Genomic DNA, 13,868 nt, shown 5'->3' with positions numbered 1-13,868 from the left:
TCACGTGAAACGCGACCCTTCTGTCTTTACAGGGCCAGCTTGAAGCCCACGTGGGACGCCGTGAAGCCCAGCCGTTCGTAAAAACGGTGGGCGTCGGTGCGAGTGTTGTCCGAGGTCAGCTGGACCAGGTGGCAGCCCTCGCGGCGGGAGGTGTCGATCGCCCACTCGATCAGCCGGCTGCCCAGGCCGCCACCGCGTTCGTCCGCGTGGATGCGTACGCCCTCGATGACCGACCGCGTGGCGCCGCGACGGGACAGTCCCGGAATGATGGTGAGCTGCAGCGTTCCGACGACCCGTCCCTCCCGGACGGCGACGACCAGGTGCTGGTTGGGGTCGGCGCGGAGTCGTTCCATCGCGGTCAGGTAGGGCGTCAGGTCGTCCGGCGACTCACGCCGCGCACCCAGTGGATCGTCCGCCAGCATGGCGACGATCGCGGGGACGTCGTCGGTGGCCGCGGGCCGTATGGCAAGCTCTCCCATGCCCGCACCCTAGGCGGGAACCGGCGGCTTCGGCGCCTCGACGACCCGGATCAGCGAGGCGGGTCCGAGGTTCTTCACGGCCTCGTCGAGCGCCTCGCGCAGCGCGGTGTCGTGGGCGGGTCGTGTCTCCCTCTGCAGCTGGAGACCGGTCTCGGTACCGTCAGTGGCGGCACCCCGGAGCAGGGCCAGGGCTTCACCACCGCCGCCGTGGAGTCCCTCACCCGGCGAAGACCGGCGTCTCACCACGTGCGGGCGTTGCACGGCGCACCGCACGGCGACGCCGGTCCCGCCACACGTCGGGACGAGCCCGGCTCCGCCACACGTCGGGACGGGCGTCGCCGAAAGCGTCGGGCGTCAGGCAGCCGCCACCGTCACCGGGGCGAACAGCCGGCTCCGGTCCCCCGGCAGCTCCACGGACCCGCGCGTCATGACGGCGTTCGACGAGACCTGCGCCAGCCCGTGCTCCTTCACCCAGTCCAGCAGCTCCCGGTGCCGTACGTCGATGTCGGTGCGCAGCGGCCGGCTGGTGTGGGCGGCGAGGGAGGCGATGAGCGCCTGGGCGGTCGTGGTGTCCCGGGCGATCAGCGGCCCCACCACATGGGTGTCCATGTTGGGCCAGGCGGCCGCGTAGCCGATGATCCGTCCGTTCTCCTCGGCCACCCTCAGCTGGTCCGCAAAGGCGGGCAGGCGGGTCACGATGTGCGTCCGGTCCGTGCCGAAGACCTCCTCGTCGAGCCGCAGAACGGCCGGGAGGTCGTCGGCCGTGGCAGCGCGGGTCCGCACGTCCGGCCGGCCCGACGGGACGAAGTGGCCCCGCACCATCTCGGCCTGCCCGGTGACCTTGAAGCCCAGTTCCTCGTAGAGGGGCCGGCCGAAGGGGGTGGCGTACAGGGTGAGGGGGGTGGGGCCCGCCTCCTCGAGGACATGGCGCATCAGCCGGCGCCCGAGGCCCTGCCGGGAATGGCGCTCGGCGACGAGCACCATTCCGATGGCCGCAAGGGAGGGCTGTTCGCGCGGTCCGTACTCGGTGACGACGCAGGCGGCGGCCAGACCGCCGTCGGGGGAGTCGACGCCGTGGCCGTGTCCGGCCGTGAGGAGGAGGCCCCACTTGTGCTCCTCCCGGGGCCACCCCCGGTCCTCGGACAGGTCGGCGCAGGCGGTGAGATCGCGGAGCGTCAGACGGCGGATGGACAGGAAGTCGAGAGAAGGTGTCGGCACGCAGGTCAGGCTGTCCGACCGGGGCCTTCGGCGTCCACCTGTTTCCGCGCATGCGTGCGTGCTTCCGGCCATCCCGTCCAGGCCGGGATCAGCCCAGGTCGGAGGCGTGGAGCGCGCGGACGCCTTCGATGTTGCCGTCCAGGTAGTGCCGCAGGGGCAGCGGTACGAGGTGGACGGAGGCGATGCCGACCCGGGTGAAGGGCACCCGCACGATCTCGTACTCACCGGCGGGTTCCTCGACCTCCGGGCCGTGCCGCAGGGACGGGTCCATGGACTCCAGGCGGCAGACGAAGAAGTGCTGCACCTTCACGCCGGTGGAGCCTTCGTCCTCGCCGATGTGCTCCACGGTGTCCACGAAGCACGGCACCACGTCGGTGATCTTGGCCCCGAGCTCCTCGTACACCTCGCGGTGCAGGGCGTGGACGACGGTCGGGTCCTCCGGCTCGACCCCGCCGCCGGGAGTGACCCAGTAGGGGTCCACGCCGGGTTTGGTGCGCTTGATCAGGATCAGATGATCGCCGTCGAGGAGAACGGCTCGGGCGGTGCGCTTGACCACGGGTCGGACGGTCATGGGGGAAATGTGGCCCGGTTGGTTCCACGTGAAACATCGCCGGACGTCCTTGCCCGGGGCTGCCGGACGCCGGGACGTCGACGGCTGTGTCAGCACCAGTCGGCGGCCGCCCGCTCCAGCCACTCGTGGGCCCGTGCGATGTGCGGCATCGCCAGCGTGCCCGTGCGGACGGCCAGGAAGTAGGTGCGCAGCGGAGGCACTGTGGGTTCGTGCAGGGTCACGACCTCGCCGCGCATCAGCGCGCCCGCGCACAGATAGCGCGGCAGGACCGCGAGACCCGCCCCGGCTGTGGCGCACGCCAGCACGGCCCGCAGGTCCGGGACGATCACCGTGCCCGGACAGACCGGACGGGAGTCGAACACGGAGGCCCAGTAACGGGCGACGAAGGGGAGCGACTCGTGCACCTCCACGACCGGGACCCGCTCGAGGGCGGTCGGTCCGGTCCGGTGGAGCGTCCCGGTGCCGATCCGCTCGGCCCAGCTGGGCGCGGCGACCAGGACGTGCTCCTCGTCGCAGAGCGCGGTGGCCGAGAGCAGCGCACCGCGCGGCCGGACGGTGCTGATGGCCAGGTCGTGGTGGCCGGCGGCGAGTCCTTCGAGGACCTCGTCCACGGTGCCGAAGGAGGCGCGCAGCGCGAAGCCCTGGCCGTCCTCGCCGATCAGCTCCGTGAGCACGGGCAGCGCCCGCTCGGCGGTGAACTCGGGAGGCCCGGCGAGATGCAGGGTGCGTAACGAGGAGTCCTGCTCCAGCCCGGACTCGGCTATCTCCACCAGGGCGTCCAGGTGCGGCGCCGCCTTGTGGGCGAGTTCGTCGCCGATCGTCGTCGGCGTCACCCCGCGCGCCTGCCGCAGGAACAGGGGCCGCCCGACCTGCCGCTCCAGCGTCCTGATCTGCGAGGTGACGGCCGGCTGCGAGAGGCCCAGCAGGGCTGCCGCGCGTGTGAAGGAACCAGCCCGGTGCACGGTCACGAAGGTCCGCAGCAAGGCCAGATCCACGGCACGCACCCCTCCCTCGTCGGCCCCGCCGCAGTTCGGACGGACCCAACCATAAATATGTCGATAGGCCGCTGTCGCTCCAGTGATTGGACACTGACAGTGAGTCAACTAGCCTAATCCGAGCGGTTCTTCGCGCGCAGAACCGAGGGCGGTCCGAGCCACGAGGGGGGAGGCTCGGACCGCCTGCAGTGGTGTCTTCCGTCAGGTGTCCGCGGGTCAGCCTGCCGTTGCGTCCAGCGCCCGCAGCACGTCCGCGACCAGGTCCTCCGGGTCCTCGGCGCCCACAGAGAAGCGGACGAAGCCCTCCGGCACCGCGTCCCCGCCCCAGCGTCCGCGCCGCTCGGCCGTGGACCGCACGCCGCCAAAACTCGTCGCGTCGTCCACGAGCCGCAGGGCGTCCAGGAAACGGTCCGCCCGCTCACGGGACGGCAGCGTGAAGGACACCACGCACCCGTAGCGGCGCATCTGCAGCGACGCGATTCTGTGGGACGGGTCGTCGGGCAGCCCCGGATACCGCAGACCCGTGACCTCCGGCCGCTCCCGCAGCGCCTCGGCGAGCCGCAGCGCGGTGGCGCTCTGCCGCTCCACGCGCAGTTGCAGCGTGGCGATCGACCGGTGCGCGAGCCACGCCTCCATGGGCCCCGGAATGGCGCCGACGATCTTGCGCCAGCGCCGCACGGCGGCCATCGCCTCGGCGTCCCGGCCGGTGACGTACCCGAGGAGCACGTCGCCGTGCCCGGTCAGCTGCTTGGTGCCGCTGGCCACCGCGAAGTCCGCGCCGAGTTCCAGCGGGCGCTGGCCCAGCGGCGTCGCCAGGGTGTTGTCGACGGCGACCAGGGCTCCCCGCGCGTGGGCCGCTTCGGCGAGCCGCCGCACGTCACACACGTCCAGACCGGGGTTGGAGGGCGTCTCGATCCACAGCAGCTTCGCGCCGTCCAGCACCTCCAGCTGGGCGTCGCCGCCGGTCGGCGCGGTGCGCACCTCGATGTCGTAGGCCTCCAGCTGGGCGCGCGCCAGTGGCAGCGCCTGGTAGCCGTCATCCGGGAGGACGACCGCGTCCCCCGCGCGGAGCTGGGAGAACAGCACCGCGGAGATGGCGGCCATGCCGGAGGCGAACGCCAGCGTCTCGACGCCGTCCCGCCCCGGAGCCTCCAGTTCGCCGATGGCCCGCTCCAGCAGGGTCCACGTCGGGTTCTCGTCCCGGCCGTAGGTGTACGGGCCGGTCGGGTCGCCCGGCAGATGGAAGTGGGCGGCGAACACCGGCCCGGGCAGGGTCGGCTCGTGCTTCACCGGCTCGGGCAGCCCGGCCCGCACCACGCGGGTGCCGTCGCCCGGCCCGCCCGTTCCCCTTGTCGCGTCGCTCATGCCACCCGTCCTTCCACCTGCTCGCGTACCGCGGCGAGCAGTCCTCGGCTCGCCGTCTCCACCATCTCAAGACACGTGTCAAAACCCTCAGGACCGCCGTAGTAGGGATCGGGCACGTCGAGGTCGTCACCGGCGGCCGGATCGTACGACCGCAGCAGCCGCACCTTCTCCGCGTCCCGCTCCGTGGGGGCGAGGCGGCGCAGTGTCCTGAGATGACCGGCGTCCAGGGCGACGACCAGATCGAGACGGTCGAACCAGGAGGGGGCGAACTGCCGGGCCGTGTGCTCGGCGCCGTAGCCGTTCTCCCGCAACACGGCGACGGTGCGGGGATCCGCGCCCTCGCCCTCGTGCCAGCCGTCGGTGCCGGCGCTGTCGATCTCGATCAGGTCCTCCAGCCCGGCCTCGGCCACGCGCGCGCGGAAGACGAACTCGGCCATCGGGGAACGGCAGATGTTGCCGGTGCAGACGAAGCAGACGCGGTAGGTCATCCTGGTCAGTCCCCGTCGGGCAGGACGACGTTCAGGGCCCAGGAGACCACGGAGATGATCAGACCGCCGAGGACGGCCGTCCAGAAGCCCTCCACGTGGAAGCTCAGGTCGAGCTGGTCGGCGAGCCAGGAGGTGAGCAGCAGCATCAAGGCGTTCACCACCAGAGTGAACAGGCCCAGGGTCAGAATGAGCAGGGGCAGGCTCAGCAGGTTGACCACCGGCTTGACCAGGACGTTCACCACGCCGAAGAGCAGCGCCACCAGGAGCAGGGTGCCGATCTCCTTGCCGGTGCTGTCCCCGGTCAGGGTGATCTTGTCGAGGAGCCAGACCGCGACCGCGAGGGCTCCCGCGTTGGCGATCGTCTTGACTAGGAAATTCTTCATGTGTCTGATCGTTGCAGACAGCATCGTGATCGGGCAGTGAGAGAACAGGGGCGGGGCCAGTGAAGGCATTCCGGCTGGACGAACTGGAAGCGGAACGCGCGGCGAACGACGGGGCGTATCTGCAGTTCCTGCGGGAACGGAACATGTCGGTCGGCCTCTACGCCCTGGACGCCGGCGCCCAGGACCCGCAGCAGCCGCATGGCCAGGACGAGGTGTATTTCGTGGTCAGCGGCCGCGCCTCGATCACCGTCGGCACGGAGACCACGGAAGTGGCGCGCGGCAGCGTCGTCTACGTACCGGCCGGGGCGCCGCACAAGTTCCACCACATCAGCGAGGACCTGCGGGTCCTGGTGGTGTTCTCTCCCCCGGAGAGCTGAGGCCCGGTCTCGGGGTTCCCTAGGGGACGGGTCAGGGGAGGACAAGGGATCCAGGGCCCCCGCCGGCCCCCCGGCCGCCCTAGCATCGAGTGCAGGACATCATCGACACGACCCGGCAGGCAGCGGGCGGAAAGGTAAGGACGAGGCCATGCGGGAAATCTTCACGGGACTGCCGTGGTGGGTGAAGTGGATCGCGGTGCCGGTCATCGCCCTGGTGGTGTTCGGCGGTCTGATAGCGAGCGTGGTCGGTTTCGTCGTCGGCCTGCTCTTCAAGGCGCTGCTCTTCGTCGCCCTGGTCGGTGGACTGATCTACGTCGTGCGGAAGTTCACGGCGAGCTCCTCGTCGCGCGACTGGTGAGCCGAGGGGAACCGGCGGGACGGTAACAGGAAGCGCCGGTTCCCTCGGGTGGGCGAAGTTTCCGCTCAGGGCCTCCTGCGAGCGGTGACGGCCGGTTAGAGTCCGGAACTCGACGCGGGGCCGGTCCCCGCGAGCGGCGACCCCACCACCCGTGTCCCCCCGCACGGGCTACCCCCTTCGCGTTACGGGAGTGACCCTTGGCCACGACTGGCACCGCCCCCGCCTCTCGGACCGCGGTCCCCCCGCAGCCCCGTTCGTCGGCACCGCCCGCCTCTCCCGCCGGCGCGACCCTCATCGGCTCGGTCCAGCGCGCCATGCGCCTGCTGGAGACCGTCGCCGGTCACGAGCACGGTGCCCCGGCCAAACAACTGGCCCGCGAGACCGGGCTGGCGCTTCCCACGGCCTACCACCTGCTGCGCACCCTGGTGCACGAAGGGTACTTGCGGCGCGACCGCGGGCTGTTCTTCCTCGGGGAGGCCGTCGAGCGGCTGAGCAGCAGCGGAGCGCGGCAGAAACGTCGCAGCACGGTGACCGGCACCCTCGCCCGCTGGCGGGACGCTGCGGGCGCCCCCGTCTACTACGCGGTGTACCGCGACGGTGAGATCGGTCTGGTCGGCGTCGCCGACACCCCGGCCACCCCGGCCGTCCAGGAGGGGGCCGACTTCCGTGAGACCGCCCACGCCCACGCCCTCGGCCAGTGTCTCCTCGCGCAGCTCGACGAGGCGGCCCGGCGCGACCATCTCGACCGCTACCCGGTGCGGCCGGTCACCCCGTACACGGTGCGCGACACCCCCAGCCTGCTCCGGCGCCTCGAGCGCGCGCGGGATGACGATCTGGTGATCGAGCGCCAGGAGTACGCGCTGGGGACGGTGTGCGCCGCGATCCCTCTCACGGTCGGCGCCACGGCGGCGTCCGTGGCGGTCTCGCTGCCCGTGCACCAGGCCGACCGGCTCGTCCCGGCGGTCCAGCGGCTGCAGGCGGAAATGCGCCGTCTGCCGGGGCCACTCGCGCTCCCTATCAGTATCTGAAAACTCACTCCTTGTGATCTGCTGTGTACGTTGAGCAAGATTCCCTCTAGTGTCAGGGTCCATGCCCGGCCAGTCCGCGGCGAATGACGGGGTAGGCGATGCGCGAATCCGTACAGGCAGAGGTCATGATGAGCTTTCTCGTGTCGGAGGAGCTTTCCTTCCGCATTCCGGTGGAGCTGCGTTATGACACCTGTGATCCCTACGCGGTGCGGCTGACCTTCCACTTGCCCGGAGACGCCCCGGTGACGTGGGCGTTCGGCCGGGAGCTGCTGGTCGACGGCGTGGGCAGGCCCTGCGGCGAGGGCGATGTGCGGGTCGCTCCGATCGACCCCGACATCCTGGGCGAGGTGCTGATCCGGTTGCAGGTCGGCAGCGACCAGGCGCTGTTCCGCTCGTCGACCGCCCCGCTCGTGGCCTTCCTCGACCGCACCGACAAGCTGGTGCCGCTGGGGCAGGAAGGGGCGCTCGCCGACTTCGACGCCCATCTCGACGACGCGCTGGACCGCATCCTCGCGGAGCAGAGCGCCGGCTGAGGCGTTGGGCCGACCGGGTGGGCCGGTGGCGTAACGCTTCAGCGCGCCCCCGGCCCGGGGCCCGACCCGCGGCGGGGGACGTCAGCGCTTGCGGCGCCGGCCCCGTCCGCCCCGCGCCATGGCCGACCGGGGCTCCGGCGTGTGTCCCGCCGCCTGGTCGTGTGCCGCCGTCTGCCCGGGCACCGGGGGCCGGTCCGCCGGTCGGTCGGCCGAGACGACCAGCGCGGCCAGGGCCGTGGTGACCGGCACGGAGGCGACCAGGCCGATCGAGCCGATCAGCGTGCGCACGATCTCCTCCGCGACCAGCTCGCTGTTGGCGACCGTTCCCACGCCGCTCTGCGCGACCGAGAACAGCAGCAGCAGCGGCAGCGCGGCGCCCGCGTAGGCGAGGACCAGGGTGTTGACGACGGACGCGATGTGGTCGCGGCCGATGCGGATGCCCGCGCGGTACAGCGCGCGGCGGCCCATCGCCGGGTTGGCCTCGTGCAGTTCCCACACCGCGGACGTCTGGGTGACGGTCACGTCGTCGAGGACACCGAGCGAGCCGATGATGATGCCCGCGAGCAGCAGGCCGCTCATGTCGATGCCCGGGTAGAGACCGTGGATCAGGCCGGTGTTGTCGTCCGTATTGCCGGTGAGGGCCGACCAGCCGATGAACACGGACCCCAGGATGCCGATCAACAGCAGCGAGACCAGGGTGCCGAGCACCGCCACCGACGTACGGGCCGACAGCCCGTGACAGAGGTACAGGGCGAGCAGCATGATCAGGCTCGCTCCCACCACCGCCACGACCAGCGGGTTCGAGCCCTGCAGGATCGCCGGCAGGATGAAGAAGTTGAGCACCAGGAAGCTGACCGTCAACGCCACCAGCGCCATGACGCCCCGCAACCGGCCCACGGCCACCACGGCGAGCGCGAAGACACCGGCGAGCAGCGCCAGGGGGAAGCGACGGTTCACATCGGCGACCGAGTACTGCAGGTCATCCGGTGCGGAGGGCTCGTAGGCGACGACGACACCCTGGCCCTCGCTCAACTGCCGGGACTGGTCCGGCTGCACGATCTCGGTGAACGTCCGGCCCTTGTCCTTGCCGGTGTCGACCCGGATCGTCGCCTTCTTGCAGGTGCCGTTCGCCTGTTGCTGGGCGGAGGAGCCCTCGGCGGTGGAGGTGTCACCGGTCGGGACGCCGGCGGAGGGGTTCGCGGAGGCGCAGTCCACCGCCACCACGTCGGTGACGGTGGCCTGCTGCGTCTGGCGGTCGAAGCCGACGCCGGTGCGCTCGTGGGCGGGGGCACCGCCCGGCCACAGGACGGCAAGACCGACGAGGACCGCGGCGGCGAAGGGGATGAGGACCGCGGCGATGACCTTGCGCAGGTGGCGGGAGACGGGGGTGGCCGGGCCGTGACTGTGGCTGTGTCCGTGGCTGTGTCCGGGAGCGTGCTCGCGGTGGGCCCCGCCCGTCGGCACCGGATCACCCGGCGTGGCCGGGGCGTTCAAGCGCCGGTGCGAGCCGGTGTGCTCGTGCGAGCCTGTGCGTCCCTGCCCGGGACCGTGACCGTGCCACTGCCCAGGGCCGTGCCCGGGCTGGGCGTCGGCACCGTGCGGTGGCTCGGACGGCGGGTACGGAGGCGGAGAGTTCGAGGTCACCGACCGATCATCGCAAGAAGGAAGGGCGCCCTCTGGTCACCGCGCCAGAAGTGCCGCTAGCGTGGAGGCACCTTTTGTACACGCGGGAGCTCGGAGCACCGGGCTGAGAGGGCGCTGACCTCCGTCCCAGCGATTTTCCACGTGAAACATCACCGACTTCGAGTGATGTTTCCCACGGAACGTCGGCAGACGGAAACCGCTGCGTCGACCGCCGAACCTGTTACCGGGTAATGCCGGCGTAGGGAGTAGGTCTCATGACCAACAAGGACGCACGCACGCCTGCCTCCGCGCAGAACCCGACGGAGACGTCGGGGGCCACGGAGGCCGGAAAGTCCATCGGCTGGCACAAGGCGTACGTCGAGGGCAGCCGCCCCGACCTGCGCGTGCCGGTCCGTCAGGTGCACCTCACCAACGGGCAGTCGGTCGCTCTGTACGACACATCAGGCCCGTACACCGACCCGCTCGTCGACACCGACGTCCGCCGGGGGCTGGCCCCGCTGCGCGAGAACTGGATCGTCTCCCGCGGCGACACGGAGGAGTACGCGGGCCGTCCCGTCCGACCCGAGGACGACGGGATCAAGCACACCTCGCCGCGCGGGGGCCTGCGCAACCTCGACGCGGTCTTCCCCGGTCGGCCGCGCCAGCCCCGACGAGGCCGTGACGGCCGGGCCGTCACCCAGCTCGCGTACGCGCGCCGGGGTGAGATCACGCCCGAGATGGAGTTCGTGGCGATCCGGGAGAACGTCTCTCCCGAAGTGGTCCGCGAGGAGATCGCGGCGGGCCGCGCGGTGCTGCCCGCCAACGTCAACCACCCGGAGACCGAGCCGATGATCATCGGCAAGCGGTTCCTGGTGAAGGTCAACGCCAACATCGGCAACTCGGCGGTCACGTCCTCCATCGAGGAGGAGGTGGAGAAGATGACCTGGGCGACCCGCTGGGGCGCCGACACGGTCATGGACCTTTCCACCGGCCGCAACATCCACACCACCCGCGAGTGGGTGCTGCGCAACTCCCCCGTCCCCATCGGCACGGTGCCGCTCTACCAGGCGCTGGAGAAGGTCGACGGCAAGGCCGAGGAACTGACCTGGGAGATCTACAAGGACACGGTCATCGAGCAGGCCGAGCAGGGCGTGGACTACATGACGGTCCACGCGGGTGTCCGCCTCGCGTACGTGCCGCTCACCGCGAACCGCAAGACCGGCATCGTCTCGCGCGGCGGCTCGATCATGGCGGCGTGGTGCCTGGCGCACCACAAGGAGTCGTTCCTGTACGAGCACTTCGAGGAGCTGTGCGAGATCCTCGCCGCGTACGACGTCACGTACTCGCTCGGGGACGGCCTGCGGCCCGGTTCCATCGCGGACGCCAATGACGAGGCGCAGTTCGCGGAGCTGCGGACGCTGGGCGAGCTCAACCGGATCGCCAAGCGGCACAACGTACAGACCATGATCGAGGGGCCGGGACACGTTCCGATGCACAAGATCAAGGAGAACATCGATCTCCAGCAGGAGATCTGCGAGGAGGCGCCGTTCTACACGCTCGGCCCGCTCACGACGGACGTCGCGCCCGGGTACGACCACATCACCTCGGGCATCGGCGCCGCGATGATCGCCTGGTGGGGCACGGCCATGCTCTGCTACGTCACGCCCAAGGAGCACCTGGGCCTGCCCAACCGGGACGACGTGAAGACCGGCGTCATCACGTACAAGATCGCGGCTCATGCCGCCGACCTCGCCAAGGGACACCCGGGCGCCCAGGAGTGGGACGACGCGCTCTCCGACGCGCGCTTCGAGTTCCGGTGGGAGGACCAGTTCAACCTGGCCCTCGACCCGGACACGGCCCGTGAGTTCCACGACGAGACCCTCCCGGCGGAGCCGGCGAAGACGGCCCACTTCTGCTCCATGTGCGGCCCGAAGTTCTGCTCCATGAAGATCTCCCAGGACATCCGCCGCGAGCACGGCGGCAGCCGCACCGAGATCGAGGAGGGTATGGCCCAGAAGTCCCGCGAGTTCGCGGCGGCGGGCAACCGCGTGTATCTGCCGATGGCCGACTGAAAGGGTGCCCGGGTGGTTCCGTCGCTGAGCGGAGCCGCCCCGGTCCTCGCCCGTGGACCCGCGCTGCTCCGGGAAGGGGGACGGCGCGGGTTCCTCCTGGAGGAACCGGGTGGGTGCCTGGCGGTGGGCGCTCGTACGGTCGTGCGCGTGAGGGGCATGGTCGTCGGTGAGTCGCGCAGGCGGGGAGTTCAGTTCCCGGGCATGAGGCGAGACTGAGCTTCGAGACGGAACTCCACGAACTGGTGGCTGCGCCGCGGTCCGGAACCGTTCGACGTTCATGGGGCTTCACTGTGTCGTCCCGGTACGACGGCGGGCGATGGCCGTTGGTCCGGCTGCCTCAGGGACGTTGGGCGTCTCGCAGGTGGTTGGTCTGGAGGGTGATCAGAGCGGTGGGGAAGTGACGGTCCGTTCCTATGCCGAGTTCGGAGAACGTGGCGATGGTGTCGCCCGTGCGGACGACGACCGTGTGTTCGTTGCGGTCGCCCGCCTTCGGATCCACGGGGGTGATCGACCGGAACGCCACCGTCTCGTCCCCGGCCTTCGGTGCTCGTTCGGGGCGCACCGTCGACCTGAAGGGGCCCACGTAGCCCTCGCCCTCGTACGCGTGGCAAGCGGTGAGCGCCTTTTCGACCTCGGTGAAGCGCTCCTCCGCCTCGCCCTCCAAGGCGGCCCGGGCGAGCTGCGCTGTGGTCATCGGTGCCGGCGTCGGCGCTTTGGCCACGGCTTCGGGCTTCTGCGCGGGGGAGCACCCCGCCGCCAGAAGCACTCCGGTGGTGGCTGCCACGGCTGCCGACGTCAGCCGACGTCTGTGTGCGCGCACGAGTCCTCCCAGACCGCTGTGGAACGGAGGAGCCGACCGTAGCGAGGTGCGCGGCGGCGGGCAGGTGTTTTTCGATCACGGATGCGAAGACGTGCCCGGAGCCGTGCCGTGGGTCACCTCGTGGTTCCTGGTGGGAGTGGGCAGACTGGGGTCATGGCTGCGAGGGCGATGAGCAAGGGGTCCAACTGTCCCGTCGAGACTCCCGTGGTGCGGGCCGAGCTCGCCTGGGCGGCGGGGCCCGGTGTGCCCGACCTCGACGCGTCGGCCCTGCTGCTCACCGCGGCCGGACGGGTGCGCGACGACGCGGACTTCGTCTTCTACAACCAGCCCCGCCACGCCTCCGGGGCCGTGCGGCACCTGGGCAAGCGGCAGGCCGACGGGGCTGCCGCCGACACCGTCGAGGTGGACCTGCGCTCCGTGGAGCCGGCGATCGAGCGGATCGTGCTCGGGGCGTCGGCCGACGGCGGCACCTTCGGCCAGGCGCCCGGGCTGACGCTCAGGCTCGTGGACGCCGGCTCGGACACCGAGCTCGCCCGCTTCGACATGGCGGCGGGCTCCGAGACCGCCTTCATCGGCGGTGAGCTGTACCGGCGGCAGGGTACGTGGAAGTTCCGCGCGGTCGGGCAGGGGTACGAGTCCGGCCTCGCCGGACTCGCCACGGACTTCGGCATCACCGTCGACGATCCCGGCCAGGCGCCCGCAGCCGCAGCCGCAGCCGCAGCCGCAGCCGCGCCTCCGCCGTCCCCGCCCGTCGCCCCCGCTCCCTCCGCACCGCCCCCGTCCGGCGCCACCCGCCTTGCCAAGGGTGAGGAGCGGCTGCCCGTCGACATGCGCAAGCGGCTGTCCCTGCGCAAGGAGCAGGTCGCGGTCAGCCTGCGCAAGCACGGGGCCGCCGAGATCACCGCGCGGGTGATCCTCGTGCTGGACGCATCCGGGTCCATGTCCTTCCTGTACTCCAAGGGCGTCGTGACCGACGTCGTCGAGCGGATGGCCGCGGTCGCCGCCCAGCTGGACGACGACGGGGAGATGCAGGCCTGGACGTTCGCCACCCACCCGGCCCGGCTGCCCGACCTGCGGCTCGGCGAGCTTCCCGAGTGGCTGCGGCTGCACGTCCGCGTGGGGGAGATCGCCCTGTTCCGGCGCAGGCGCAAGAAGGGCCTCGATCCGAGCCAGGTCGACATGCGCGACGTCGGCATCCAGAACGAGGAGCAGAAAGTCATCGCGGAGGTGCGCGCGTACGTGCGCGAGCACCCGACGTCCGACCCCACGCTCGTGCTGTTCTTCTCCGACGGCGGGGTCTACCGCAACGCCGAGATCGAGGCACAGCTGCGTGAGGCGGTCGAGGAGCCCGTGTTCTGGCAGTTCGTGGGGCTGGGGCACGCCGACTACGGCGTGCTGGAGCGGTTCGACACGCTGACCGGGCGACGCGTCGACAACGTCGGCTTCTTCTCCGTCGACGACATCAGCACGGTCCCGGACGCGGAGCTGTACGACCGGCTGCTGTCCGAGTTCCCGCAGTGGGTCAGGGCGGCGCGCGGGGCGGGCATCCTCTGACGCC

At 71.0% G+C, this 13,868-nt stretch carries 16 protein-coding genes; 6 read left to right on the top strand and 10 right to left on the bottom strand.

Annotation, left to right across the window (positions count from 1 at the left end; all coding sequences use genetic code 11):
• Positions 1-26: 26 nt before the first annotated feature.
• The 8 genes from ACWH4W_RS05905 to ACWH4W_RS05870 all read right to left on the bottom strand — a co-directional run bounded on the left by ACWH4W_RS05905 (position 27) and on the right by ACWH4W_RS05870 (position 5,499).
• Positions 27-479 carry a GNAT family N-acetyltransferase gene (locus tag ACWH4W_RS05905; RefSeq protein ID WP_473074752.1) on the bottom strand — a complete coding sequence of 151 codons (453 nt, stop codon included), beginning with the start codon at positions 477-479 and terminating at the stop codon, positions 27-29.
• 9 nt (positions 480-488) lie between these two features.
• Positions 489-722: a hypothetical protein gene (locus ACWH4W_RS05900; RefSeq protein ID WP_473074751.1), complete on the bottom strand. Its 234-nt coding sequence runs from the start codon at positions 720-722 to the stop codon at positions 489-491.
• Positions 723-833: 111 nt separating this feature from the next.
• On the bottom strand, positions 834-1,697 hold the full coding sequence (locus tag ACWH4W_RS05895) for a GNAT family N-acetyltransferase (protein ID WP_473074750.1): 864 nt from the start codon (positions 1,695-1,697) through the stop codon (positions 834-836).
• Positions 1,698-1,785: 88 nt separating this feature from the next.
• Positions 1,786-2,268: an NUDIX domain-containing protein gene (locus ACWH4W_RS05890; RefSeq protein ID WP_473074749.1), complete on the bottom strand. Its 483-nt coding sequence runs from the start codon at positions 2,266-2,268 to the stop codon at positions 1,786-1,788.
• A gap of 89 nt (positions 2,269-2,357) precedes the next feature.
• Positions 2,358-3,263, bottom strand: coding sequence for a LysR family transcriptional regulator (locus tag ACWH4W_RS05885; RefSeq protein WP_473074748.1), 906 nt, complete (start codon positions 3,261-3,263; stop codon positions 2,358-2,360).
• 216 nt (positions 3,264-3,479) lie between these two features.
• Positions 3,480-4,628, bottom strand: a complete 1,149-nt coding sequence (locus tag ACWH4W_RS05880) for a cystathionine gamma-lyase (protein WP_473074747.1) — start codon at positions 4,626-4,628, stop codon at positions 3,480-3,482.
• Positions 4,625-5,116 (bottom strand): low molecular weight protein-tyrosine-phosphatase, encoded by a 492-nt coding sequence (locus ACWH4W_RS05875; protein ID WP_473074746.1) that lies wholly within the window; start codon positions 5,114-5,116, stop codon positions 4,625-4,627. The genes ACWH4W_RS05880 and ACWH4W_RS05875 overlap by 4 nt, the downstream gene beginning before the upstream one ends.
• Before the next feature lie 5 nt (positions 5,117-5,121).
• Positions 5,122-5,499 carry a phage holin family protein gene (locus tag ACWH4W_RS05870; protein WP_473074745.1) on the bottom strand — a complete coding sequence of 126 codons (378 nt, stop codon included), beginning with the start codon at positions 5,497-5,499 and terminating at the stop codon, positions 5,122-5,124.
• Between the two features lie 59 nt (positions 5,500-5,558).
• On the opposite strand from ACWH4W_RS05870, the gene ACWH4W_RS05865 reads away from it, so the two are divergent.
• The 4 genes from ACWH4W_RS05865 (at position 5,559) to ACWH4W_RS05850 (ending at position 7,795) form a co-directional block, all read left to right on the top strand.
• Positions 5,559-5,876: a cupin domain-containing protein gene (locus ACWH4W_RS05865; RefSeq protein ID WP_473074744.1), complete on the top strand. Its 318-nt coding sequence runs from the start codon at positions 5,559-5,561 to the stop codon at positions 5,874-5,876.
• 148 nt (positions 5,877-6,024) lie between these two features.
• A complete protein-coding gene (locus tag ACWH4W_RS05860) occupies positions 6,025-6,234 on the top strand; it encodes a DUF5326 family protein (protein ID WP_473074743.1) in 210 nt (69 codons plus the stop codon).
• A 197-nt stretch (positions 6,235-6,431) separates the two neighbouring features.
• On the top strand, positions 6,432-7,262 hold the full coding sequence (locus ACWH4W_RS05855) for an IclR family transcriptional regulator (RefSeq protein WP_473074742.1): 831 nt from the start codon (positions 6,432-6,434) through the stop codon (positions 7,260-7,262).
• A gap of 98 nt (positions 7,263-7,360) precedes the next feature.
• Entirely contained in the window at positions 7,361-7,795 is a 435-nt protein-coding gene (locus tag ACWH4W_RS05850; RefSeq protein ID WP_473074741.1) for an SsgA family sporulation/cell division regulator, read from the top strand.
• Positions 7,796-7,876: 81 nt separating this feature from the next.
• Here the strand turns inward: ACWH4W_RS05850 and ACWH4W_RS05845 are convergent, their stop codons facing one another.
• Positions 7,877-9,259, bottom strand: a complete 1,383-nt coding sequence (locus ACWH4W_RS05845; protein WP_473074740.1) for a YibE/F family protein — start codon at positions 9,257-9,259, stop codon at positions 7,877-7,879.
• A gap of 434 nt (positions 9,260-9,693) precedes the next feature.
• On the opposite strand from ACWH4W_RS05845, the gene thiC reads away from it, so the two are divergent.
• Entirely contained in the window at positions 9,694-11,490 is a 1,797-nt protein-coding gene (gene thiC / locus ACWH4W_RS05840) for a phosphomethylpyrimidine synthase ThiC (RefSeq protein WP_473074739.1), read from the top strand.
• A 337-nt stretch (positions 11,491-11,827) separates the two neighbouring features.
• Here thiC and ACWH4W_RS05835 read toward each other — a convergent pair whose 3' ends face one another.
• Positions 11,828-12,184 (bottom strand): hypothetical protein, encoded by a 357-nt coding sequence (locus ACWH4W_RS05835; RefSeq protein ID WP_473074738.1) that lies wholly within the window; start codon positions 12,182-12,184, stop codon positions 11,828-11,830.
• A gap of 279 nt (positions 12,185-12,463) precedes the next feature.
• Here ACWH4W_RS05835 and ACWH4W_RS05830 point away from each other — a divergent pair, with 279 nt between their 5' ends.
• Positions 12,464-13,864: a VWA domain-containing protein gene (locus tag ACWH4W_RS05830; RefSeq protein ID WP_473074737.1), complete on the top strand. Its 1,401-nt coding sequence runs from the start codon at positions 12,464-12,466 to the stop codon at positions 13,862-13,864.
• Positions 13,865-13,868 lie beyond the last annotated feature (4 nt).

The organism is Streptomyces sp. DSM 120436, assembly GCF_055778765.1.
This window is presented reverse-complemented; position numbering and strand designations above follow the sequence as displayed.